This is a genomic window from Cereibacter sp. Soil_C_27 (assembly GCF_057657095.1).
On record NZ_JBDGJD010000001.1, the window covers coordinates 989,627 to 1,009,582 of the forward strand.

A 19,956-nucleotide genomic window follows, 5' to 3' on the forward strand; every position below is an offset into this window, starting at 1 on the left:
GCGTGACCTCAGCCGCGCGGCATCTGCAGGGCGAGCATCCGGCTGCCCTTGCGGTAGCGCAGTTCGTTGGTGGTGATGGCGGCGACAGTGCCGCCATCCAGACGATCCCCGACCGTGACGCGGCTGTATCGGCCATTGGACTGCCGGACCAGCGCGTAGCGGTTCGACGAGGTGCCGTAGACGCCGATCAGGTTCAACTGGCGCAGGTTGATGGCATTGGCGAAAGTGGCCTGCTGCGCGACCGAGGCACGGGTCGGAATGCGCGGGGCGACGGCGGCGACCACCTCGGGCTCCTCCATCTCTTCCGGCTCGACCCGGGCGATGGCGGCGGCGGCAGGCGCTGCCGCGGGCTGCTGCACGGCGGCGGCGACGGCGGCCTCGATGGCGCCGGAGAAATCGCTGGGGCGGGTGGCCGGGCGGCGTGAGACGGCGATGGCCAGCGGGCTGATCGAACCATCGGCGGCTGCAGCAACATCGGGAATGTCGTCGGGACGCGGCGCGGGGGCAACCATCCGAAGCGTGGCGCCCTGAGCGGCGTCTTGCGCGGTCTCCACATCGGGCACCATGCCGGCGGGCCGCAGGCGCGGGCGCAGCGAGGCGGTCTGCGTCGCCTCCTCGGGGGCGATGGCGGCGTCATCCTCGGCAGCGGGCGCGGGCTCCAGCGCGGCGGGGCGGCTGCGTGGGCGGGCGTCGGCCAACGCCGGATCGGCATAGGGCTCGGGCGCAGTGGCGGCAGGCGCGGTCTGCAGGATGGCGCCGGGGGTGGTGGAGGCTGCGGCCTCGTTGGCGGCCGCTTCGGGCGCTGCGGCTTCGGGCACCTCGGGCGCGGGGCGCGATGGCGGATTGATCGGCGGCGCCCCGGCGACGAGGAGGAAGCCGCCCGGCGCCACGATGCCTTCGGCGGTGGGCACGATCATCCCGTCGGCGTCGAATTCGTAGACCGTGCCGAAGGGCGGCGGCGGCATCTGCGCACCGGGGGCGGCATCGGGGGCGACCGGCGGGTTGGGCAGCGCCACCGCGTCGAGCGTCGGCTGCGGCGCGTCCATCGCGGTCAGGAAGATCTCGTCCTGCGCGCTTTCCGGCGTTGCCGTGCCGGAGGCGGCAGGCAGGGCGCTGGCAGTCTCGGCCACCTGCGGCGCCTCGGCGGCGGGAGCAACGGCTGCGACCTCCTCGGCTGCCGGTTCGACGGCGGCGGGAGCCTCGACGCTGCCCGCGCTGGCGGTGCTCGCCATGCTGTCGGGAGCGATCGCCGCATCGGCTTCGGCCTCGGCCTCCGGCAGGGCGGCGAACTCCGCCGGGTCCTGCAGGTCGGCCAGCATTTCCTCGTCAACGCCGGGAAGGGCCGAGATCTCGCTGCTCGGGGCCTCCTCGCTGGCGGAGCCGGAGAAGGAGGTCCAGGCGGCGATGGCGGCAAGCACCAGCAGCAGGATCACCGTCAGGATCAGCCCGAGATGGCGCGGCTTGCCACGCTGCGGCAACTGGCGCGCGCCGAAGGTGCCCATCGAATTGCCCTTGGCGGCCGACGGGGCCGGGGCGGGCGAGGCCGGAAGCGGCGGGATCGCCGGCTGCGGCGCGGGCTTGGCGGGCTTGCGGTTGCGCGAGCCGGGGATGCCGGGCGCGGTGACCGACAGACCCGAGGCCCGCTGTGCGGCGGGGGCGGGACCGGCGCCGAAGGGCTTGGCCGCGACGGGGCGTGGCGGTGTGGCGGAGCGTTCCGGCGCGGCGCCGGGTTTCGCCCCGCGGACGGGCTTGCCGCCAAACGCCGGACCGGCGGGCGCGAGGCTCGCCTCGGCGGCGCGGCGGCTGGAGAAGGCCGCAGCCTGCTCGGCAGCCTCGCCGACCTCGACATAGGGCGCTTCCGGGATCTCCGCTTCGGAAACCGAGGGTTGCGCGCGTTGCTTCACCGGCTGCGGCGGCGTGACCGGCGCAAACGGCGGCAGGTCGCGGGCATGCGGGATCGGCTTGTCGCTGCGCGTGAAGGGCGGCGGCACGAATTCCGGCTCGGCGGGCGGCAGGGCTTCGGGCGCCGCTTCGGATGTCTCGGGCTCGGGCGCCGGCAGGCCGGGTTCGTCGGCGGCCGCTGCCGCGGCTGGGGCTTCCTTGGCAGGCGGCAGGATCACGTCGGCGAAACGCTCGGCCAGAACTTCGGGCTCGGGCGTGGCGAGGAGCTTGGTGGCAGGCGGCGCAACGGGCTCGGCTTGGGCCTCGGGTTGCGGTCCCTCGACTTCGGGCCTCTCTTCGACGGGGCCGGGCTCGGCCTCGGGCGGAAGCTCGGCCACAACGTCGCCTTCCAGCGTCTCGGGCAGCGGCGCGGCAGTTTCCGGTTCCGGCAGCACGGCGGCTTCGGGTTCGGGCAGCGCGACGGGGGCCGCCTCGGCGGCGGGCGGGCCCTCAGCCCCGATCAGGCGGACAACCTCCTGATCGCGCTCGACCTTCTCACCTTTTGGCAGGCGCTTCTGCGCGCCGCCGGTGGTGCCGAACCACGGCTCCTTGCCGAACTGGTCAGCCTCGGGGGCGGCGACGAAGGACAGCGGGTTGAACTGATGTTCCTCCGCGAACTCCTCGGCTTCCTTCAGCGTCTCGCGGGCGACGACGGCAACCTTCACCGTCTCGCCCGTGCCATGCCAGTCGAAGACCAGCTCCCTCACCGCATAGGGGGTCAGCCCTTCGAGGGCGGCGCGGATCTGCGACCGGCGTGCACCATTGTCCGGGCCCGGCGCTGTCACCTCGGTGTAGAGGATCTGCGAATTGGGCAGGACGATCTTGGTGGTGAGACCCGCCGATGCCGTTCCGTCTACCGTCGCGCGCAGGGCGCCGAGGGCTTCGGGAAGATCCGGCGCGTCGAAGGGAACGCTTCCGATATCCCGCCAACCATCCGCTGTCCGTTGCAGAAGGCCGACGCTGTCGGAAGTCAGATTGAGGGCAAAACTGGGTTTCATTTCGCGGGTCTAGCACATTTGCGGGGAATTCGGGGAGTCTGCCGGCGCGACGCCCTACTACCTATAGCAGGTTTTTGCCGAAGGGAAGGAAAACACCCAAGGATCGGCTTGCGAGCGCCGTCACAACTATGAAATCTCGCACCTTACCCTGGAGGATGAACCATGCGACTTCTCAACGCCCTGCTGCTGGCCTCGGCCCTTGTTCTGCCCGCCGCCGCCGCGCTGGCCCAGGCCGAAAGCCCCCGCATCACCGTCACCGGCACCGGGTCGGTGGACAGCAGGCCCGACATCGCGACGATCTCGCTCGGCGTGACCACGCAGGGCGGAACGGCCGCCGAGGCGATGGGGCGCAACTCCGAAGAGCTGGGCCGGGTGCTGGAGCGGCTGCGCGCCTCCGGGATCGAAGACCGTGACCTTCAGACCTCGGGGCTCTCGCTCAACCCGAACTGGACGAACAACAGCGACGGCAGTGCCGCGACGATCAGCGGCTACGTCGCCTCGAACCAGCTGACGATCCGGGTGCGCGCGCTGGACAAGCTGGGCAGCATCCTCGACGCCTCGGTGCAGGATGGTGCCAACACGCTGAACGGCGTGAGTTTCGGGCTGGCCGATCCGAAGCCGCTGGAGGATGAGGCGCGCAAGCGGGCGGTGGCCGATGCCGCCGCGCGGGCCGCGCTGCTGACCACGGCGGCGGGGGTGCAACTGGGGCAGGTGCTGTCGATCAGCGAGGGCGGCGGCTACCAGCCGCCGATGCCGATGTACCGCATGGAGGCGACGATGGATGCGGCGGTGCCGGTGGCCGAGGGAGAGGTTTCGACCGCGGCCACGGTGACGGTGGTCTACGCGATCAACCAGTAATCGTAATCTCGACATGAGCTTACGGGGCGGCCTTCACGCGAGGGCCGCCCCGTTTCCGTTCAGGCCGTGGCTTTGGTCAACGCCTGATCCAGATCGGCGATCAGGTCCTCGGCATCCTCGATCCCGATCGACAGCCGCACTACATTGGGCGCCGCCCCCGAGGCGATCTGCTGCGCCTCGGTCAACTGGCGATGCGTCGTCGAGGCCGAATGGATCACCAGCGACCGCGTGTCGCCGAGGTTCGCCACATGCGAGAACAGCTCCAGCCCGTCGACCAGCTTCACGCAGGCGTCATAGCCGCCCTTCACCGCGAAGGTGAACAGCGCCCCCGCGCCCTTCGGGCAGATCCGGGCGATGCGGTCGTGATAGGGCGAAGACGCGAGGCCGGCATAGGTGACGTAGTCGACGCGCGGATCGGCCTCCAGCCACTCGGCGACCTTCTGCGCATTGGCGACATGCTTGGCCATGCGCAGGCTCAGCGTCTCGATCCCCATCAGCGTGTAATGCGCGCCCTGCGGGTTCATGGTCATGCCGAGATCGCGCAGACCGACGGCGATGGAGTGGAAGGTATAGGCCATCGGCCCCAGCGCCGCATGGAAGGTGAGGCCATGATAGGCGGGCTCCGGTTCCGACAGGCTGGGGAACTTGCCCGAGGCCGACCAGTCGAACTTGCCCGAGTCCACCACCACGCCGCCGGTGACGGTGCCGTTGCCGGTGAGGTACTTGGTCGCCGAATGCACCACCAGCGTCGCGCCATGGTCGATGGGGCGGGTGAGCCAAGGCGTCGCGGTGGTGTTGTCGACGATCAGCGGCAGGCCGACGCGGTTCGCCACTTCGGCCACGGCGTCGAGATCGGTGATGTAGCCGCCCGGGTTGGCGATGGTCTCGCAGAAGATGGCGCGGGTGTCGTCATCCACCGCCGCCTCGAGTGCTGCCAGATCGTCGAAATCGACGAACTTGGCCGACCAGCCGAAGCGCTTGATCGTCTGGCTGAACTGCGTGATGGTCCCGCCGTAAAGCCTTGTCGAGGCGACGATATTCCGCCCCGGCCCCACCAGCGGAAACAGCGCCATGATCTGCGCGGCGTGCCCCGAGGAGCAGCAGATCGCCCCGGCCCCGCCCTCCAGCGCGCAGACCCTTTCGGCCAGGGCCGAGACGGTCGGGTTGGTCAGCCGCGAATAGATGTAGCCGACCTCCTCCAGCCCGAAGAGCCGGGCAGCGTGGTCGGCATCCTTGAAGACATAGGCGGTGGTCTGGTAGATCGGCACCTGCCGCGCGCCGGTCGCCGGGTCGGGCTTGGCCCCGGCATGGATCTGCAGCGTGTCGAAGCCGAGTGTGCGTGGTTCGGTCATGGTCATCCCCCCGTGAGCCTGAATGGTCATCGTGACGCTAGGGGAAAGACCGGCGCGGGGCAACGGCGGGCTGGGGCCTCCGACGCTACCGCTCCCAGAGACCCGCGCGCTTCAGGATGCTGCGGATCGTCTGCTCGCGGCGCGGCAGGGCGGTGCGGTCGAAGAGGGCGCGGGCCTCTGCGCCCTTCTTCTGGTAGATCATGCGGCGGAAGGGCGGGTAGGTCTTGAGCACCTTCTTCACCGCGTTCTGCGCGGCCAGTTCCTCCAGAAACCGCACCACAAGGTCGCTTTCGCGGGCATAGAGCAGCGGCATCAGCCGCCAGTGGCAGGTGACATCGCCGTCGAGACCGGCCAACGCAGGCCCGGGCCGCCCGCCGCCGAGCGCGTGGATCACCAGCGGCAGGGCGATCTGGTCGAGCCAAGGGTCGAGCGACTGGCCGAGCAATTCAGGCGGGGGATCGTCGCGGATGCTCTGCGCGTAGTCGAGGAAACGTTGGCCGAAGCGACGCGGGCTGTCATGGAAGAACCAGCCCGCGTTGAAGTAGAGATACCGCTGCCAGTAACCTTCCGGCTGGGCCGGGTCGAGGGTGGAGGCGAAGTCTAGCCCGAAGCGGCGGTAGAGCGATTGCCAGATCTCGGTGTGGCCGGGGCCGTAGAGGCTCGGCTCCGGCCATGTCCCCTCGCGCCGCATCGAGGCGGAGGGGCGGGTGAAGTCGAAGGCGATCCGGTCAAGCGGGCCGGTGATCAGCGTGTCGGTGTCGAGGAACAGGAAGGGCGCCTCGGGCAGGGCGGCGAGCGCCTCGATCTTGTTGCCCCGCGGGTAGGCGGCACCGAAGACGCGGTTCTCGAAGGGCAGGAAGCGGGCGCCGAGCTTTTCGAGCAGGGCGCGGGTGGCCGGATCGTCGATGCGTGGATCATCGGGCCAGAGCGGGCCGGATGGCTCGGCGAGGAAGAGCGTGCCGGGGAAGCCCGGGTTGGTGGCGCGGAGGGAGGCCGCCAGCAGCACCGCCTCGTATTGCAGCCGCCCGCGCTGCACGATGGCAAGGATATTGAAGCGTTGCGGAGCGGCGGGGGCTGCAGGCATAAGGGGCCCTGGATGACATGCTTGGTGAGCATAACGGTGGCGCGGGGGAGGCAGAACATGAATGTCCGATACCTCTTGGCCGCTGCCCTGCTTGCGGGCCCGGCACTGGCCGAGCCGCTGCTGTCGGCGTCGGAGATCCGGCCGATCCTCGGAGCGACCAAGGCCGACTGGGTGGCGCTGCGGGACTATGACGCGCAGGATCTGCTGTATTTCACCGCGCTCGAAAGCTGGCGTTGCGGGCTGACCAGCATCGGCTATGCCGTGAATGGCGGCGAGGTGCAGGTCTGGGAGACCGAGCCATGCCATGACGCTTTGCCGCAGCCCAATGCCTTCACCGACGCGACCCGGCTGCGCTACGCGGTGCTGCCGGAAGGTGCAGTGACGGAACTGGTGGTGACGCTGACCTATGCCGATGGCGAGACGGACAGCGCCACGTTTACCCGGGCGGAGCTGCTGATGCCCTAGCGCGGGCTGAAGCGCAGGCTGAGGCAGGACATGCCGCCATCGAGCTTTGCGCATTCGCTGTTGCCGATCTCGCACACCGTGTAGCCCGCCTTGTCCAGCGCCTCGGCGGTGCGGGGGAAGCCTGCCGGCATCAGCACGAGGTCGTTGAAGCGGATGGTGTTGGCCGCAGCCTCGTCGCCCTCGGCAGTGTGGATCACCCTGTAGCCCGCGAAACAGCCCGAAGCGTCGAGCCTTGCGGTGGCGAGGATCGTCTCGGCGTCGAGCAGCGAGCAGTCGGTCTTGAAATGCAGCACGCCGGGCGGGGTGGCAACCTCGCGCACCACATGGCCCCAGGGCGCTGTGAGGCGGACCAGATCGGCCACGCCGGCGGCATTGGTGCGGGCCGAGGTGCCGACGAGGATCTCGCGCTCGGTCACGAGGATGTCGCCGCCCTCGATGAAGCCGTTCTCGATGGTCTCGACATGGGTGTAGAGCGCGCGCAGATGCGGCGCCATTTCGGCGGCCTCGCCCAACCGGGTCGGCGCGCCGGGGCGCATGACGATGGCGCCCTCGGACAGGCAGAGCGCGGTATCCTCGACGAAGACGCTGTCGGGATAGGCTTCGAGCGGATCGAGTTCCACCACCGTCGCGCCGGTGCTGCGCAGGGCATCGACGTAATCGGCATGGTGCTGCAGCATCCGCGCCAGATCGGGCTGGCCAATATCGACGGCGCGCAGGCCGTCGGTGATGCTGGGGCTCGGGCGGCGGGTGATCGCGTGGGTGAAGCGGAAGGAACGGTCGGTCATCTCGGCTCTCCTGTTGGCCCAGCGGTACCGCGGGGAGCGCGCGGCGGCAACCCGGCACAGGCGCGGAGCGAGCGGTCGAGCCGGTCGGCAGTGGCGCCATGGCCGAGGAAGACGAGGCGGTCGTCGGTGGCAGCGGGGCTGTCGGGCAGGATCTCGGGGCGCTGCACGGTGCGGCGGACGGCCTGCAGCAGCAGGCGCCCGGCGGGGGTGCGGATCACGCCCTTGACCCGCACCAGATCGTCGCCGCGCGCCTGCAGCAGCGCTGAGAGCCAGAGGCTGAGGGCGGGCCAGTCCACCGGGCGGTCGAGAGTCAGCGTCTCGGCGCGGATCGGGCGATGGGTGGTCTCGGGCAGGGGCAGCGGAGCAGCCTGCCGTTCAGGAAGCACGAATGGGGCGCCGTGGCTCGCGCCCTCCAGCCCTGCCGCAGGGTTCAGGGCGCGCAGGGTGGCGATCAGCGTCGCCACGGTTTCGGGATCGGCGATATCGGGCTTGGTCAGGATCAGCCGGTCGGCGGCCGCGACCTGACGGCGGCTCAACGGATCGGCGGCCAGCTGCGCCAGCCCGTGCAGAGCGTCGACCACGACCAGCGTCTCGGCGATGAGCAGGTGATGCACCAGCACCGGATCGTCGCGGATCGCGGCGGTGATCGCGGCCGGATCGGCAAGGCCCGAGGTCTCCAGCCAGATATCGCTCGTGGCCTCGCCCCGGCTGCGGGCGTCGCAGAGCCCGCGCAGCGCCGCGACCAGATCGGCGCGCCCGTCGCAGCAGGCACATCCGCCGCAAAGCAGCGTCAGCCCGCCGCCGCCCTGCAGCAGCAGATCGTCCACCGGCGTCTCGGCGGCCTCGTTGACGATGACATGCGGCGCGTCGGTGGCATGGTGCAGCCGGTGGCGCAGCCATGTCGTCTTGCCGGAGCCAAGATAGCCGCCGAGGATGGTAAGGCGGGCGCGGCGGTCAGCCATCGGCCAAGGTCAGCGGGTCGATGGGCCGCCCGGCAAGCCGCGCCGCCTCTACCCAGAGCTCTTCGAGCGACTGCACGATGACATGCGCGCCCGACAGGGTGGAGAGGGTGATGCCATCGGTCACCCCGTCGTCGTGCGCGGTGAGCCCATAGGGCGCCAGCATCCGGCGCAGCATCGCAGCGCGGTGGAAGCGGGCACGCAGCCGCTCGCCGGGGCTGTCCAGCCCGGCCTCGGTCCAGCGACCGGGGCGGGCGGGATAGCCGCAGGCGTTGCACATCAGATGACCTCGGGCCGGGCCTTGCCCTCGAACGGGTAGCGGGCACGGAAATCGGTGGCGATATCCTCGAAGGGCATCCATTCGACGCCGGAATGGCCGCTGATGTATTCGATCAGCCGCTCCAGCATCAGAAGCACCTGCGGGCGGCCCGACACGTCGGGATGGATCGTGAAGGCGAAGACGGCGTAGTCCATCTCGCGGTAGACCCAGTCGAACTGGTCGCGCCACATCTGCTCGATGTCGCGCGGGTTGACGAAGCCGTGGCTGTTGGGCGCCTTCTTCATGAACATCATCGGCGGCAGGTCATCGACATACCAGTTGGCGGCGATATCGACGAGGTCGATCTCGTGGCCGTGGTGCAGCGGGTGCATCCAGTCTTTCGCCTCGCCGGAATAGTCGATCACGTTCCACTTGTCGCCGACGCGGGCGTAGAAGGGCTGGAAATCGCGGTAGCCCTGGCTGTGGTCGTAGGAGAAGCCGTATTTCTGCAGGAGGGCGGCGGTGGAGGCCGACATCTCCCACCAGGGGGCGACATAGCCGCGGGGCTTCTTGCCGGTCAGTCCCTCGATCAGCTCGATCGACTTGACCAGCACATCCTCTTCCTGCGTCGGCGTCATCGCCACCGGGTTCTCGTGCAGATAGCCATGCGCGCCGACCTCGTGGCCGGCGTCGACGATCATCTGCATCTCCTTGGGGAAGGTCTCAAGACTGTGGCCGGGGATGAAGAAGCTGGTCTTCAGGTCGTATTTCTTGAACAGCCGCAGCAGGCGCGGGATGCCGACTTCGGTGGCGAAGATGCCGCGCTGGATGTCGGAGGGGCTGTCGCCGCCGCCGTATGAGCCGATCCAGCCCGCGACGGAATCGATGTCGGTGCCGAAGGCACAGAGGATTTTCTTGGTCATGGGTCACGCTCCTTCGGAAGACAGGGTAGCGCTGCGTCCGATCTGGACCAGCGCCGAGGCGAAAGCGCAGGCGGCGGCGACGCCGTCGAGCACCGGCAGGCCGTGTTCCGCGGCGAGGCTGGCCGCCAGATCGGCCATCCCGGCGCAGCCGAGGACGATGGCGCTGGCGCCATCAACGCGGATCGCGGTGGCGATCTCGGCCGAGATCCGCGCGCGGGCGTCGGAGCCCTCGCGCTCCAGCTCCAGCACCGGCACCTCGCTGGCGCGGACCGCGAGACAGTGGGAGGCGAGGCCGTAGCTGCGGATGTTCGCCTCGATCACCGGGACCGAGACGGCGAGGGTGGTGACGACCGAGTAACGGTGGCCGAGAAGCATGGCGGCGTGGAAGGCCGCCTCGCCGATGCCGATCACCGGGATGGCGACGGCGGCGCGGGCTTCGGCGAGGCCGGTGTCGTCGAAACAGGCGATGATGCAGGCCTGCGCGCCGGAGGCCGCGGCGCGGCGCACCTCAGCCAGCACGAAGGGCAGGGCGGCGGCGCCATCCTCGGGGCCCTGGATCGCCGGGGGGGCGCCGTGGCAGGTGATGCCGGTGATCTCGGCCTCGGGCGCCGCCAGACGGGCGGCGGCGGCGATCTTTTCGGTCATCGAGACGGTGGAGTTGGGGTTGATGACGGCGAGGCGGATCATAGCATCCCCTTGCCCGCGTCAGAGCCCGCCTTGGCGCGCCGGCGGTTCATCAGCCAAAGCGTCACCAGAAAGCCGCCGATGATCACCAGCGAGAAGAGCGTGGTGAGGGTGCCGAGCGCGAAGATCACCGGCGTGGTGACGTTGGTGGTCATGCCGTAGATCTCGAGCGGCAGCGTGTTGTAGCTGCCCGCGGTCAGCAGGGTGCGGGCGAATTCGTCGTAGCTGAGCGTGAAGCCGAAGAGCGCGACCCCGATCAGCGAGGGGGCGATGATCGGCAGCACGACATGGCGGATGGTCTGCCAGGCGGAGGCGCCCTGATCGCGAGCGGCCTCCTCGTAGGCGCCGTTGAAGCGGTTGAAGACGGCAAACATGATGAGAAGGCCGAAGGGCAGCGTCCATGTCAGCTGCGCGCCGAAACCCGAGCCCGCCCAGTGGATCGGCAGGCCCATCTGGCTGAAGACGAGGCCGACGCCGAGCGAAACGAGGATCGAGGGGATCACGAGGCTGGCGAGGACGAGGTAGAAGAGGAGGCCCGAGCCTGCGAATTTCTTGCGGAAGGCGAGGCCCCCCATGACCGAGACGACGACCGTGGTCACCATGACCATCAGCCCCAGCAAGGCCGAGCGGGCAAAGCTGCCCCAGATGTCGCCCACCGCCTGCTCCATGAACAGCTCGCGGAACCAGTTCAGCGAGACGCCGCGCATGGGGAAGGTGAGCCCGCCGGTCGGTCCCTGGAAGCTCAGGACGGCGATGGTCAGCGTCGGGCCGTAGAGGAACAGCAGGAACAGGCCGAAGACGGTGGCGAGGATGTAGAAGGACTTGGGGCGGGGTTCCATCACAGCTCCTTGCGGATATCGACGAGGCGCAGCATCAGGCCGATGGTGATGAGCACCGTCACCAGCAGCACCACGGCGGTCGCGGCGGCGGAGGGGTATTGCAGCAGCCCGATGTCGTTGGAGATCAGCCGACCGACATTGGCCGACTGCGAGCCCGACATGAAGCGCACGGTGATGAAGTCGCCCATGACCAGCGTGATGACGAAGATCGAGCCGATCATGATGCCGGGCTTGGTCAGCGGCAGGATCACGTTCACCAGCGTCTGGAAGCCGGTGGCGCCCGCGTCATTGGCGGCCTCGAGCAGCGAGCGGTCGATGCGCATCATGGTGTTGAAGATCGGCACCACCATGAACAGCGTGTAGAGATGCACGAAGGCGAGGATCACGGCGAAATCCGAGAACAGCAGCCACTCCAGCGGCTCATCGATCACCCCCCAGGAGGTCAGCGCCGAATTGGCGATGCCGTTGCGCCCGAGGAAGGGGATCCACGAGATCATGCGGATGATGTTCGAGGTCCAGAACGGGATGGTGCAGAGCAGGAAGAGCGCGGTCTGCCATGTCTGGCTGCGGACGTGGAAGGCGAGGAAATAGGCGATGGTGAAGCCGAGGACGAGGGTGATCGCCCAGGTGATCGCGGCATATTTGAAGGTGTTGAGAAAGACCGAATAGGTCACCGGCGAGCCGAAGAGGAACTGGTAATTCTCCAGCGAGAAGGCCGGGACGATGGAGAACTCCGTCGCCGTCCAGAAGCTGACCACGACGATCATCAGGATCGGCAGGATCAGGAAGAAGGCCAGGACCGCGGTCAGCGGGGCGGCCATCAGCCAGCCGGTCAGGCTGTTGGATTTCAGGATCTTGTCCATGCGGCCCTCGTCATGGGGAAACGGGGGGCCGGAGCCCCCCGCGTTTGGCTCAGGCGGCGATGAACTCGTTCCACTTGCGGACCATGTACTGGTTCTCGTCCATCACGGCGTTCCAGCAGGCCACGCGGCCCATCCGCTCCTCGAAGGAACCGCCGTCGCGCACGTCGCCCGCGCCCGCGAGCTTCTCGCCGGTGGGCGAGGTGATGTCGCCGGTGGCGGGCTTGCCCTCGAACCAGTAGCCCCATTCGTCGGCGGACATGAACTCCTTGGAGGTCTCCGGCACGGCGGAGTAGTAGCCCTGACGCATCAGGTAGCCGCCGACCCAGCCGGAGAGGTACCAGTTGATGTATTCATAGGCCGCATCGAGCTCCAGCCCGCTGAGGTTCTTCGACAGGCCGATGCCGCCGCCCCAGGAGCGGTAGCCTTCCTTCAGCGGCTGGTAGACGCAGGGGATGCCGCGCGACTTGACGGCGGTGATTGCGGGCGACCACATCGACTGGATCACCACCTCGCCACTCGCCATCAGGTTCACGCTCTCGTCGAAGGTCTTCCAGAAGGCGCGGAACTGGCCGGCCTTCTTGGCCTCGGTGAAGATCGCCATGGTCTTGTCGATCTCTTCGCGGGTCATGTTGCCCTTGTCGCCATACTGGATCTCGCCCATCGCCTCGCAGACCATGGCCGCATCCATGATGCCGATGGAGGAGATGTCGAGGATCGAGGCCTTGCCCTTGAACTCGGGGTTCAGAAGCTCGGTCCAGCTTTCGATCGGGCGGCCGATCAGGTCGGGGCGGATGCCCAGCGTGTCGGCGTTGTAGATCGTGGGGATGAGCGTCATCCAGCCGGATTCCTCGGCGACGAAGTCGGTGCCGCCCGGACCGGAGGTGAAGCCCACCGTGTGAGGTGCCGTGCCCTGCGCGATCACGCTCTCGGGCGTCAGCTTGCCGTTGCGGAAGATGCCGACGATCTTGTCGTAGTTCTTGATCTTCGAGGTATCCATCGCCTGCAGGTTGCCGGTCGGCCAGACCTTCTTGCAGATCCAGTATTCGATGTCGGCGATGTCGAAGCTGTCGGGCTGGGTTGCGGCGCGCTGGGTTACGGCGTCGCTGTCGAGGGCCGTCATTTCCAGCGTGAAGCCGAGGTCTTCCTTCACCTTCTGCGCCACCTCGTTGAGGTTCGACACGCCGGTGCCGAACTGGCGCAGGGTGATGTCCTTGATGTTCTGCGCCCAGATCATCGGCGCGGGAAAGGCCGAGGCCGCCGTGGCCGCTGCGGCGCCCTTGAGCAGGGTGCGACGGCTGAATGTCTTGGTCATGATCTCTCCTGTCGGTTTGTTGGTTGTCAGGCCTGGAGGCGGTGCAGCCGCCCCTCGTCCCAGACGAGGCTGACCGCCTCGCCGGGAGATTTCGGATTCGCAAAGAAATCGGCTTCGGGGATCAGGGCGAGGATTTCCTGATCCTTGGCCGTGCGGGCAGTGAGCGCGACATGGCCGCCCTGATACTCCACCGCGCTGACGGTGGCCGGGGTGCCGGCCTCGCCCAGCCGCACCGCGTCGGCGCGGATCGCGAAGCGGCCTTCGGGGAGGGCGAGCACGTTGTGGCCGCCCATGAAGCGGGCGACGAATTCGCTGCGTGGTGCGTTGAACACCTCGCGCGCGCTGCCCGCCTGCTCGATCCGCGCGTTGTTCATCACCACCACCTCGTCGGCGAGGGCCAGCGCCTCGTCCTGTCCGTGGGTGACGTGGATGAAGGAGATCCCGAGCTCGCGCTGCAGCCGCTTCAGCTCGGCCCGCATCCGGATGCGCAGGAAGGGGTCGAGCGCCGAGAGCGGCTCGTCGAGCAGGAGCACCTGCGGATCGGTGATCAGCGCGCGGGCCAGCGCCACGCGCTGCTGCTGACCGCCCGACAGCTGCGCGGGCAGGCGGTCGGTGTAGCGGGTCATGTCGACCAGCTCGAGCAGCTCCATCGCCTTGCCGCGGCGGGTTGCGGCATCGACGCCCTTCATCTTCAGGCTGAAGGCCACGTTGTCGGTGACGCTGAGATGCGGGAAGAGCGCGTAGCTCTGGAACATCATCGCCGTGCCGCGACGGGCCGGGGGCAGGCGGCTCACATCCTTGCCCGAGAGCAGGATCGATCCCTCGCTGATCGTCTCGTGCCCGGCGATCATCCGCAGCGTCGAGGACTTGCCGCAGCCCGAGGGGCCGAGCAGGCAGACATAGCTGCCGGCCCGGAACAGATGGCTCACATCGGCGACCGCCGTGGCCGTGCCATAGCGCTTGGTTACATGAACGAGTTCAAGATCGTGTCCGGTCCGCATGCCACCCCCGCCGCTGCCTGTCCAAGGCTGTGGCGATGCGAGGCGGCAGGGCACGAAGATTCTGGGGGCAGCGCGGCGGGAATCTTTGGCTGCTCAAATTATCGGCGACTGTATCCGGGGCTGGATGCGGTTTGCCAAAAAATTGTATACAATCTGCTCGGCCGCCGCCCGGTGTCCGCTGTGCCTTGCCCTCGCGCCGATTTGGCGCGAGGAGGGAAGCCAGTCACAGGAAGGCAGACGGATGGACGACCTCCCTCCCTCAGCGGGCGGCAGCAACGAGACGGTGGCAGGACGGCTGGCATTGGCGATCCACGAGCATCGCATTCCGCCGGGGGCCAAGCTCAGCGAAGACGAGGTGGGCGAGATCTTCGGGGTCAGCCGTACCGTGGTGCGCGCTGCGCTGCAGCAACTGGCGCATGAGCGGCTGGTGACGCTGAAGCGCAACCGGGGTGCCTTCGTGGCGCAGCCGACGGTCCGTGAGGCGCGCGAGGTCTTCGAGGCCCGCGCCCTTCTGGAGCCGCGCACCGCCCGCTCCGCCGCCGAACGGGCGACGCCCGCCGATCTGAAGCGGCTGACCGCGCATATCGACGAGGAACATGCCGCGCTTGCCGCCAGCGACCCGGGTCGGGCGTTGCGGCTTTCGGGGCTGTTCCATATCGAGATCGCGCGGATTGCGGATCAGGACACGATCTGCGGCTTCATCACCCAGCTCGTTGCGCGCTCTTCGCTGATCATCGCGCTCTACTGGCAAAGGCGCAACGCGCTCTGCGAAAGCCATGCGCATGAGGCGCTGATGCGGGCCTTCGCCGAAAAGGATGCCGATCAGGCGGAGACGTTGATGAAGGGCCATCTGCTCGACCTGATCTCCTCGCTCGACCTGCGCCCGATCAGCCCCGCCCCCCGCTCGCTGAAGGAGGCGCTGGAGCGCTGAGCTGGACGCGGGACCGCCCGAGGGGGGCTTGCCATTCGCTCGGCTTTCGCGTCGTCTGGCCCGGACTTCTTGCCCCGCGCGACGACGAGGATTGCGATGCCCCGGACCATCTTCCTGCTCAACGGCCCGAACCTGAACCTGCTGGGCCAGCGCCAGCCGGAGATCTACGGCAGCGAGACCCTCGCCGATGTCGAGGCCTCGGCCACCGCCTTGGCCGGGAGCCTCGGCCTGAGCCTCCGCGCACTGCAGTCGAACCACGAGGGCGTGCTGGTCGACACGATCCAGGAGGCCCGCCGCGCCGCGCAGGGCATCATCATCAACCCGGGCGCCTACAGCCATACTTCCATCGCGATCCTCGATGCGTTGAACGCCTTCGACGGTCCGGTGATCGAGGTGCATATCTCCAACATCCACAAGCGCGAGAGTTTCCGCCACAACTCCTACGTCTCGCTCCGCGCCGAAGGGGTCATCGCGGGTCTGGGCACCGAAGGTTATCTGGCGGCGGTGCGGCGGCTGGCGACGCTGATCGGCTGACATCAAAAGAAATCCGCCGCCCCGGCATCGACGGCCGTAGTCCCAACCTCACCCATCAGCCCGCGGGCGAGATCGCGCTGGCGCACCCGCCCGAGCGCCGGCGCCGGATCGACCAGAAGCCCCGCGTCGACCTCCTCCGCCAGCCCCTCGAGATAATCGGCCATCCCGGTCAGCGCCTGCACCAGCCCGTCGAGCACCTGCAGCCTCGCGCCGAGCGGGCCGACATCGAGCCCGCCGCTCACCGCCGCGCCCACCGCCTCCTCGAGACCCAGGGCCTTGCCGCAGAGCTGTCGGACCTCGCCCGAGGCCCGGTGCAGGAGCATCTGCAGCGCCATCTGCTGCCGCAGCGGCGCGGTCACAGCGCGCCCACCACGGCCTGGATCACCCGGCGCATGCCGTCCGTGGTGAAGGGTTTCTTCAGGAAATTGTTCATGCCGAGCGCCTGCCCCCTCTCGATGATCTCCTTGCTGGCACTGCCGCTGACGAGGATGAAGCCCATCCGGGCCGTGGTGCGGTTGTCGCGGATGCCCTTCAGCAGGCCGAGCCCGTCGAGCCCCGGCATGTTGTAGTCCGAGATCACCAGATGGACGGGGTTGGCCACCAGCGCCCGCAGGGCCGAGGCACCGTCCTTGGCGAAATCGATCTTCTTGATCCCCAGCTCTTCCAGAGCCTGAATGATCAGGCCGCGACTGGTCGACATGTCATCGACCACCATGACCCTGATGCTGTCTTTCAGCGACATTCGTCGTCTCCTTCTCCGGGTTCGGTTCGGCCCGTGCCGCGCAAGCGGAATGTTGTCATGCCAATGGTTTCGAAATCGTTCTTGACCGCAGGAGAAAGCCGTTCGGAATGTCCAAGAAACAGATGGCCGCCCGGGCGGAGCGTCGCCGCGAAGCCGCGCCAGATCTCGTCCTGTGTCTCGGGCGCGAAATAGATCGCGACATTCCGGCAGAGAATCACGTCGAAGGGCCCATTGACCGGCCAGGGCCGCACGAGATTCATCGGCTTGAAGGTCACCAGCGCCCGCACCGCTGCCGTCACCGCACAAGCGCCATCGGGCCCCGGCGGATCAAAGAAGTTCTGCATCTCGGGCGGCAGAGCCTCAACCGCCTGGCAGGAGTAGCGCCCGGCGCGCGCCCGTTCGAGGATCTGCAGGTCGATATCGGTGGCAAGGATCTTGAGGTCCAGCGTCGGCGCGGCAGGACAGAGCCGCAGCAGCGTCATTGCTACGCTGTAAGGCTCCTCGCCGCTGGAACAGCCCGCCGACCAGAGCCGCACGCGCCGCCCCTTGCGCGCGCCGGCGACCAGCGGGGGCAGGACGACGTGGCACAAGGTCTCGAAGTGATGATTTTCACGGAAGAAGTGCGTCGTATTGGTGGTCAGGGTCGAGACGAAGACGGCGCGCTCCTCAGCACAGGCCGACAGCCGTTCGAGATAGGCGGCGAAGCTCGCCAGCGAGAGATGGCGCAGACGCTTGGCGAGCCGGGCGTAAACCAGAGGCTCCTTGTTATCGGCCAGAACAATGCCGGCCTCGCTGCGGGCGAGGGCCACGATGCGCTGGAAATCCTCCGGCGTAAAGAGAAACTCCCGTTCCGGCGGGGCGAGGAGGCGTGGTAGGTGCTGGATCGTCATGGGCCGTCCTTGCGCGCCGGGGGGAAGACCGTCGCAAGATCGATCAGCCGCAGCATGCGCTCCTCCACTGCGATCACGCCCCGCACGAAGGCCTGGGTCGAATCGGAGGCAACATGCGGCGTCGGCTGGATCGCGCTTTCCGGCACGGTCATGATGTCTGAGACCGCATCGACGAGGATGCCGATCACCTGGGTTTCTATCACCGCGATAATGATGACATGGCGGGCGTCGGGCTCCGGCATGCCCAGCGCCAGCCGTTCGGCGAGGTTGATGATCGGCACCACAGAGCCGCGCAGGTTGATCACCCCCAGCACATAATGCGGCGCATGCGGCAGGATGGTCGCGGGCGTCCAGCTGCGGATCTCGCGCACCATCTTGATGTCGAGACAGAACTCCTGTGGCCCGATGCGGAAGGCGACAAGCTCGCGGGATTCGGCCTGGAGGGGGCGCGCGGTCGGCATCACATGTCCCCGATCCCGGCGGAGATGCTGCCCACGGCCTCGTCAGGGTCGATGATGAGGGCGATGCGTCCGTCACCCAGAATGGTCGCCGCCGCGATGCCGGGGATGCGGCCATAGCCGTTCTCCATCCCCTTGATCACCACCTGCCTTTGGTCGTAGATCGCATCGACCACCAGAGCGCATTGTTTCTGCTGCTCATTCTCCACGAGCATCAGCACCCGCTCGGAAAAGTCGTGCACCGGCGGGCGGTGGCCGAAGGCCGCGCCGAGATCGATGATCGGCACGAAAGCCCCGCGGATCGTCACCACCTGCGCGCCGGAGCCAAGGAAATGCACATCCTCCGGCAGGGGGCGCAGCGTCTCGACGATGGCGGTGATCGGAACGACCATGGTCTGCCCCGCGACATCGACGACCATCCCATCAAGCACCGCAAGCGTCAGCGGCAGGCTGATCGAGAAGGTCGTCCCTTGGCCCGGTGTCGAGGCGATGGCGACGCGGCCGCCCAGCGCTTGGATCGCGCTTTTCACCACATCCATCCCGACACCGCGCCCCGACAGATCCGAGACGACGGTGGAAGTGGAGAATCCCGGCAGGAAGAGCAGCATGTCGATTTCGGCATCCGAAAGCTCGGCATCCGGCGGGATCAACCCCTTGCTTGCCGCGATCTGCTTCACCTTTGGCCGGTTGATGCCGCCGCCGTCATCGATCACCTCAATCAACACCCGGCCCGAGCGATGCGCGGCCGAAAGGGTGATGCTGCCGGTCTCGGGCTTGCCCGCCGCGCGCCGGACCTCGGTCGCCTCGATCCCGTGGTCGACCGCATTGCGGATCATATGGGTAAGCGGATCGGCGAGGCGTTCGATCACCGTCTTGTCGACCTCGGTCGTCTCGCCCTCGGTCAGAAGCCGCACCTGCTTGCCGGCGATGTCGGAGGCTTCGCGCGCGATCCGCGACATGCGCTGGAACAGTGGCTTGATCGCCTGGGCGCGGATCGCCATGACGCTTTCCTGTATCTCGCGCGCGAGGCTCTTGAAGTCGTCGAGCCCCGAGCGGACCGCGGAACGCGCGGGCATGCCTGCATCCTGGACGCATTGCGACAGCATCGCCTGATTGATCACCAGTTCGCCGACCACGTTGATCAGCCGGTCCACCCGATCGAGCTCCACCCGCACGGTGGCACGGGGGGCGGAGGCCTTCTTGTCGCTGCTCTCCTCGGTCTCGGCGGAGCGGGGCTTCGGTGGCGGCGCGGTGGGCACGATCCTCGGAGATGGCACTTCGGCAAGAGGTTCGGGCTCCATCGGTGATGGAGGGACGAAGCCCGCTCCTTGAGCATGGATCTCGAGGCTGCAGAGGCCTTCCACGAATTCGAAAACCTCGTCGATCTGGTGTTCGGGTTCGTCCGTGATCAGGGACAGCGTCCAATCAAGATAGGTCTGCTGCCAGTCCAGTGCGTCGAAAGGCGGCAGGCGGCTGCGATCGAGGGTGACGCTCACGGGACCGAGGTCTGCCAAGACGCGGAACAGCACCGAGGGGTCGTGGCCATTGGCATAGAGGGCCCGAGTTGGGGAAAAGCTGATCTCGAAGCAGCGGGCACCTTCCTCCGGCGGATCCTCGTCAAAACTGAGCGCCATAGGGACGAAGCCGAAATCCTCGGCGTCGCCGTCGGTGAATTCTTCCTCATCGCCGCCGGTGACGGCCGCCAGTAGAGAAATCAGCTCCGCCCCGCTCTCTGCGCCGGGATCACTGCCGTCGCGGGCCGCATTCAGCAGGTCCGACAGATGGTCGGCCGCCCGGTGAAAGAGAAGCAGCAGCGCCGGATCCGGCGCGACCTTGCCCGAGCGGACCGCATCGAGCGTGGTTTCGAAGTGATGGGCGAAGCGCACGAGCGTCTCGAGTTTGAAGGCCCCCGCGCCGCCCTTGATCGAATGCACGGCCCGGAACACCGCATTTACCGTCTCCGGCTCGGCCTGACCTTCTTCAAGCGCTTCGTCGATTTCGTCCAGCCCGTCGTTGAGCGCTTCGACGAGCTCTTCGCATTCCTGAAAGAACGTGGCCCGGATATCGCTTTGCTCCAT

At 67.9% G+C, this 19,956-nt stretch carries 21 protein-coding genes; 4 read left to right on the forward strand and 17 right to left on the reverse strand.

Annotation, left to right across the window (positions count from 1 at the left end; translation table 11 throughout):
- Positions 1-8 precede the first annotated feature (8 nt).
- Positions 9-2,939, reverse strand: a complete 2,931-nt coding sequence (locus AC3A5Z_RS04930) for a translation initiation factor 2 (protein WP_487518251.1) — start codon at positions 2,937-2,939, stop codon at positions 9-11.
- A 162-nt stretch (positions 2,940-3,101) separates the two neighbouring features.
- Here AC3A5Z_RS04930 and AC3A5Z_RS04935 point away from each other — a divergent pair, with 162 nt between their 5' ends.
- Entirely contained in the window at positions 3,102-3,797 is a 696-nt protein-coding gene (locus AC3A5Z_RS04935; RefSeq protein ID WP_487518252.1) for an SIMPL domain-containing protein, read from the forward strand.
- Positions 3,798-3,856: 59 nt separating this feature from the next.
- Here AC3A5Z_RS04935 and AC3A5Z_RS04940 read toward each other — a convergent pair whose 3' ends face one another.
- Together AC3A5Z_RS04940 and AC3A5Z_RS04945 are read right to left on the reverse strand one after the other, a co-directional pair.
- On the reverse strand, positions 3,857-5,149 hold the full coding sequence (locus AC3A5Z_RS04940) for an O-acetylhomoserine aminocarboxypropyltransferase/cysteine synthase family protein (RefSeq protein ID WP_487518253.1): 1,293 nt from the start codon (positions 5,147-5,149) through the stop codon (positions 3,857-3,859).
- A gap of 85 nt (positions 5,150-5,234) precedes the next feature.
- On the reverse strand, positions 5,235-6,233 hold the full coding sequence (locus AC3A5Z_RS04945; RefSeq protein ID WP_487518254.1) for a hypothetical protein: 999 nt from the start codon (positions 6,231-6,233) through the stop codon (positions 5,235-5,237).
- A gap of 57 nt (positions 6,234-6,290) precedes the next feature.
- Here AC3A5Z_RS04945 and AC3A5Z_RS04950 point away from each other — a divergent pair, with 57 nt between their 5' ends.
- Complete coding sequence (locus AC3A5Z_RS04950) at positions 6,291-6,698, forward strand: hypothetical protein (protein WP_487518255.1); 408 nt, start codon at positions 6,291-6,293, stop codon at positions 6,696-6,698.
- Here AC3A5Z_RS04950 and AC3A5Z_RS04955 read toward each other — a convergent pair.
- From AC3A5Z_RS04955 to AC3A5Z_RS04995, 9 genes are read right to left on the reverse strand one after another with little or no spacing between them, the layout of a single operon-like run.
- The gene (locus tag AC3A5Z_RS04955) at positions 6,695-7,483 is read right to left on the reverse strand and encodes a dimethylarginine dimethylaminohydrolase family protein (RefSeq protein WP_487518256.1); all 789 of its coding nucleotides are present in this window, start codon (positions 7,481-7,483) and stop codon (positions 6,695-6,697) included. The genes AC3A5Z_RS04950 and AC3A5Z_RS04955 overlap by 4 nt on opposite strands.
- Complete coding sequence (locus AC3A5Z_RS04960) at positions 7,480-8,445, reverse strand: CobW family GTP-binding protein (protein WP_487518257.1); 966 nt, start codon at positions 8,443-8,445, stop codon at positions 7,480-7,482. Before AC3A5Z_RS04960 ends, AC3A5Z_RS04955 begins: the two co-directional genes overlap by 4 nt.
- Entirely contained in the window at positions 8,438-8,722 is a 285-nt protein-coding gene (locus AC3A5Z_RS04965; protein WP_487518258.1) for a hypothetical protein, read from the reverse strand. The genes AC3A5Z_RS04960 and AC3A5Z_RS04965 overlap by 8 nt, the downstream gene beginning before the upstream one ends.
- Positions 8,722-9,624 carry a polysaccharide deacetylase family protein gene (locus AC3A5Z_RS04970; protein ID WP_487518259.1) on the reverse strand — a complete coding sequence of 301 codons (903 nt, stop codon included), beginning with the start codon at positions 9,622-9,624 and terminating at the stop codon, positions 8,722-8,724. Before AC3A5Z_RS04970 ends, AC3A5Z_RS04965 begins: the two co-directional genes overlap by 1 nt.
- A 3-nt stretch (positions 9,625-9,627) precedes the next feature.
- Complete coding sequence (locus tag AC3A5Z_RS04975) at positions 9,628-10,308, reverse strand: aspartate/glutamate racemase family protein (protein ID WP_487518636.1); 681 nt, start codon at positions 10,306-10,308, stop codon at positions 9,628-9,630.
- Entirely contained in the window at positions 10,308-11,147 is an 840-nt protein-coding gene (locus AC3A5Z_RS04980; RefSeq protein WP_487518260.1) for an ABC transporter permease, read from the reverse strand. The genes AC3A5Z_RS04975 and AC3A5Z_RS04980 overlap by 1 nt, the downstream gene beginning before the upstream one ends.
- A complete protein-coding gene (locus tag AC3A5Z_RS04985; protein WP_487518261.1) occupies positions 11,147-12,010 on the reverse strand; it encodes an ABC transporter permease in 864 nt (287 codons plus the stop codon). Before AC3A5Z_RS04985 ends, AC3A5Z_RS04980 begins: the two co-directional genes overlap by 1 nt.
- 49 nt (positions 12,011-12,059) lie before the next feature.
- Positions 12,060-13,322 carry an ABC transporter substrate-binding protein gene (locus AC3A5Z_RS04990; RefSeq protein ID WP_487518262.1) on the reverse strand — a complete coding sequence of 421 codons (1,263 nt, stop codon included), beginning with the start codon at positions 13,320-13,322 and terminating at the stop codon, positions 12,060-12,062.
- Between the two features lie 26 nt (positions 13,323-13,348).
- A complete protein-coding gene (locus AC3A5Z_RS04995) occupies positions 13,349-14,323 on the reverse strand; it encodes an ABC transporter ATP-binding protein (RefSeq protein ID WP_487518263.1) in 975 nt (324 codons plus the stop codon).
- A 241-nt stretch (positions 14,324-14,564) separates the two neighbouring features.
- Here AC3A5Z_RS04995 and AC3A5Z_RS05000 point away from each other — a divergent pair, with 241 nt between their 5' ends.
- A complete protein-coding gene (locus AC3A5Z_RS05000) occupies positions 14,565-15,254 on the forward strand; it encodes a GntR family transcriptional regulator (protein WP_487518264.1) in 690 nt (229 codons plus the stop codon).
- Positions 15,255-15,350: 96 nt separating this feature from the next.
- On the forward strand, positions 15,351-15,788 hold the full coding sequence (gene aroQ / locus AC3A5Z_RS05005; protein WP_487518265.1) for a type II 3-dehydroquinate dehydratase: 438 nt from the start codon (positions 15,351-15,353) through the stop codon (positions 15,786-15,788).
- Between the two features lie 2 nt (positions 15,789-15,790).
- On the opposite strand, the gene AC3A5Z_RS05010 is transcribed toward aroQ, so the two are convergent.
- The 5 genes from AC3A5Z_RS05010 to AC3A5Z_RS05030 form a co-directional block, all read right to left on the reverse strand.
- Complete coding sequence (locus AC3A5Z_RS05010) at positions 15,791-16,147, reverse strand: hypothetical protein (protein ID WP_487518266.1); 357 nt, start codon at positions 16,145-16,147, stop codon at positions 15,791-15,793.
- Complete coding sequence (locus tag AC3A5Z_RS05015) at positions 16,144-16,530, reverse strand: response regulator (protein ID WP_487518268.1); 387 nt, start codon at positions 16,528-16,530, stop codon at positions 16,144-16,146. The genes AC3A5Z_RS05010 and AC3A5Z_RS05015 overlap by 4 nt, the downstream gene beginning before the upstream one ends.
- A complete protein-coding gene (locus tag AC3A5Z_RS05020; RefSeq protein WP_487518269.1) occupies positions 16,521-17,339 on the reverse strand; it encodes a CheR family methyltransferase in 819 nt (272 codons plus the stop codon). The genes AC3A5Z_RS05015 and AC3A5Z_RS05020 overlap by 10 nt, the downstream gene beginning before the upstream one ends.
- Positions 17,340-17,416: 77 nt before the next feature.
- Positions 17,417-17,881: a chemotaxis protein CheW gene (locus AC3A5Z_RS05025; protein ID WP_487518270.1), complete on the reverse strand. Its 465-nt coding sequence runs from the start codon at positions 17,879-17,881 to the stop codon at positions 17,417-17,419.
- Positions 17,881-19,956, reverse strand: a complete 2,076-nt coding sequence (locus tag AC3A5Z_RS05030) for a chemotaxis protein CheA (RefSeq protein WP_487518271.1) — start codon at positions 19,954-19,956, stop codon at positions 17,881-17,883. The genes AC3A5Z_RS05025 and AC3A5Z_RS05030 overlap by 1 nt, the downstream gene beginning before the upstream one ends.

What these genes read in the sequence shown, in the direction of transcription:
- AC3A5Z_RS04980 (WP_487518260.1), bottom strand. Translation starts at nt 11,147, where the DNA reads ATGGAACCCCGCCCCAAGTCCTTCTACATCCTCGCCACCGTCTTCGGC.
- AC3A5Z_RS05000 (WP_487518264.1), top strand. Translation starts at nt 14,565, where the DNA reads ATGGACGACCTCCCTCCCTCAGCGGGCGGCAGCAACGAGACGGTGGCA.
- AC3A5Z_RS04965 (WP_487518258.1), bottom strand. Translation starts at nt 8,722, where the DNA reads ATGTGCAACGCCTGCGGCTATCCCGCCCGCCCCGGTCGCTGGACCGAG.
- AC3A5Z_RS04940 (WP_487518253.1), bottom strand. Translation starts at nt 5,149, where the DNA reads ATGACCGAACCACGCACACTCGGCTTCGACACGCTGCAGATCCATGCC.
- AC3A5Z_RS04995 (WP_487518263.1), bottom strand. Translation starts at nt 14,323, where the DNA reads ATGCGGACCGGACACGATCTTGAACTCGTTCATGTAACCAAGCGCTAT.
- AC3A5Z_RS04935 (WP_487518252.1), top strand. Translation starts at nt 3,102, where the DNA reads ATGCGACTTCTCAACGCCCTGCTGCTGGCCTCGGCCCTTGTTCTGCCC.
- AC3A5Z_RS05015 (WP_487518268.1), bottom strand. Translation starts at nt 16,530, where the DNA reads ATGTCGCTGAAAGACAGCATCAGGGTCATGGTGGTCGATGACATGTCG.
- aroQ (WP_487518265.1), top strand. Translation starts at nt 15,351, where the DNA reads ATGCCCCGGACCATCTTCCTGCTCAACGGCCCGAACCTGAACCTGCTG.
- AC3A5Z_RS04950 (WP_487518255.1), top strand. Translation starts at nt 6,291, where the DNA reads ATGAATGTCCGATACCTCTTGGCCGCTGCCCTGCTTGCGGGCCCGGCA.
- AC3A5Z_RS04955 (WP_487518256.1), bottom strand. Translation starts at nt 7,483, where the DNA reads ATGACCGACCGTTCCTTCCGCTTCACCCACGCGATCACCCGCCGCCCG.
- AC3A5Z_RS05025 (WP_487518270.1), bottom strand. Translation starts at nt 17,881, where the DNA reads ATGCCGACCGCGCGCCCCCTCCAGGCCGAATCCCGCGAGCTTGTCGCC.
- AC3A5Z_RS04960 (WP_487518257.1), bottom strand. Translation starts at nt 8,445, where the DNA reads ATGGCTGACCGCCGCGCCCGCCTTACCATCCTCGGCGGCTATCTTGGC.
- AC3A5Z_RS04945 (WP_487518254.1), bottom strand. Translation starts at nt 6,233, where the DNA reads ATGCCTGCAGCCCCCGCCGCTCCGCAACGCTTCAATATCCTTGCCATC.
- AC3A5Z_RS04970 (WP_487518259.1), bottom strand. Translation starts at nt 9,624, where the DNA reads ATGACCAAGAAAATCCTCTGTGCCTTCGGCACCGACATCGATTCCGTC.
- AC3A5Z_RS04990 (WP_487518262.1), bottom strand. Translation starts at nt 13,322, where the DNA reads ATGACCAAGACATTCAGCCGTCGCACCCTGCTCAAGGGCGCCGCAGCG.
- AC3A5Z_RS05030 (WP_487518271.1), bottom strand. Translation starts at nt 19,956, where the DNA reads ATGGAGCAAAGCGATATCCGGGCCACGTTCTTTCAGGAATGCGAAGAG.
- AC3A5Z_RS04930 (WP_487518251.1), bottom strand. Translation starts at nt 2,939, where the DNA reads ATGAAACCCAGTTTTGCCCTCAATCTGACTTCCGACAGCGTCGGCCTT.
- AC3A5Z_RS04985 (WP_487518261.1), bottom strand. Translation starts at nt 12,010, where the DNA reads ATGGACAAGATCCTGAAATCCAACAGCCTGACCGGCTGGCTGATGGCC.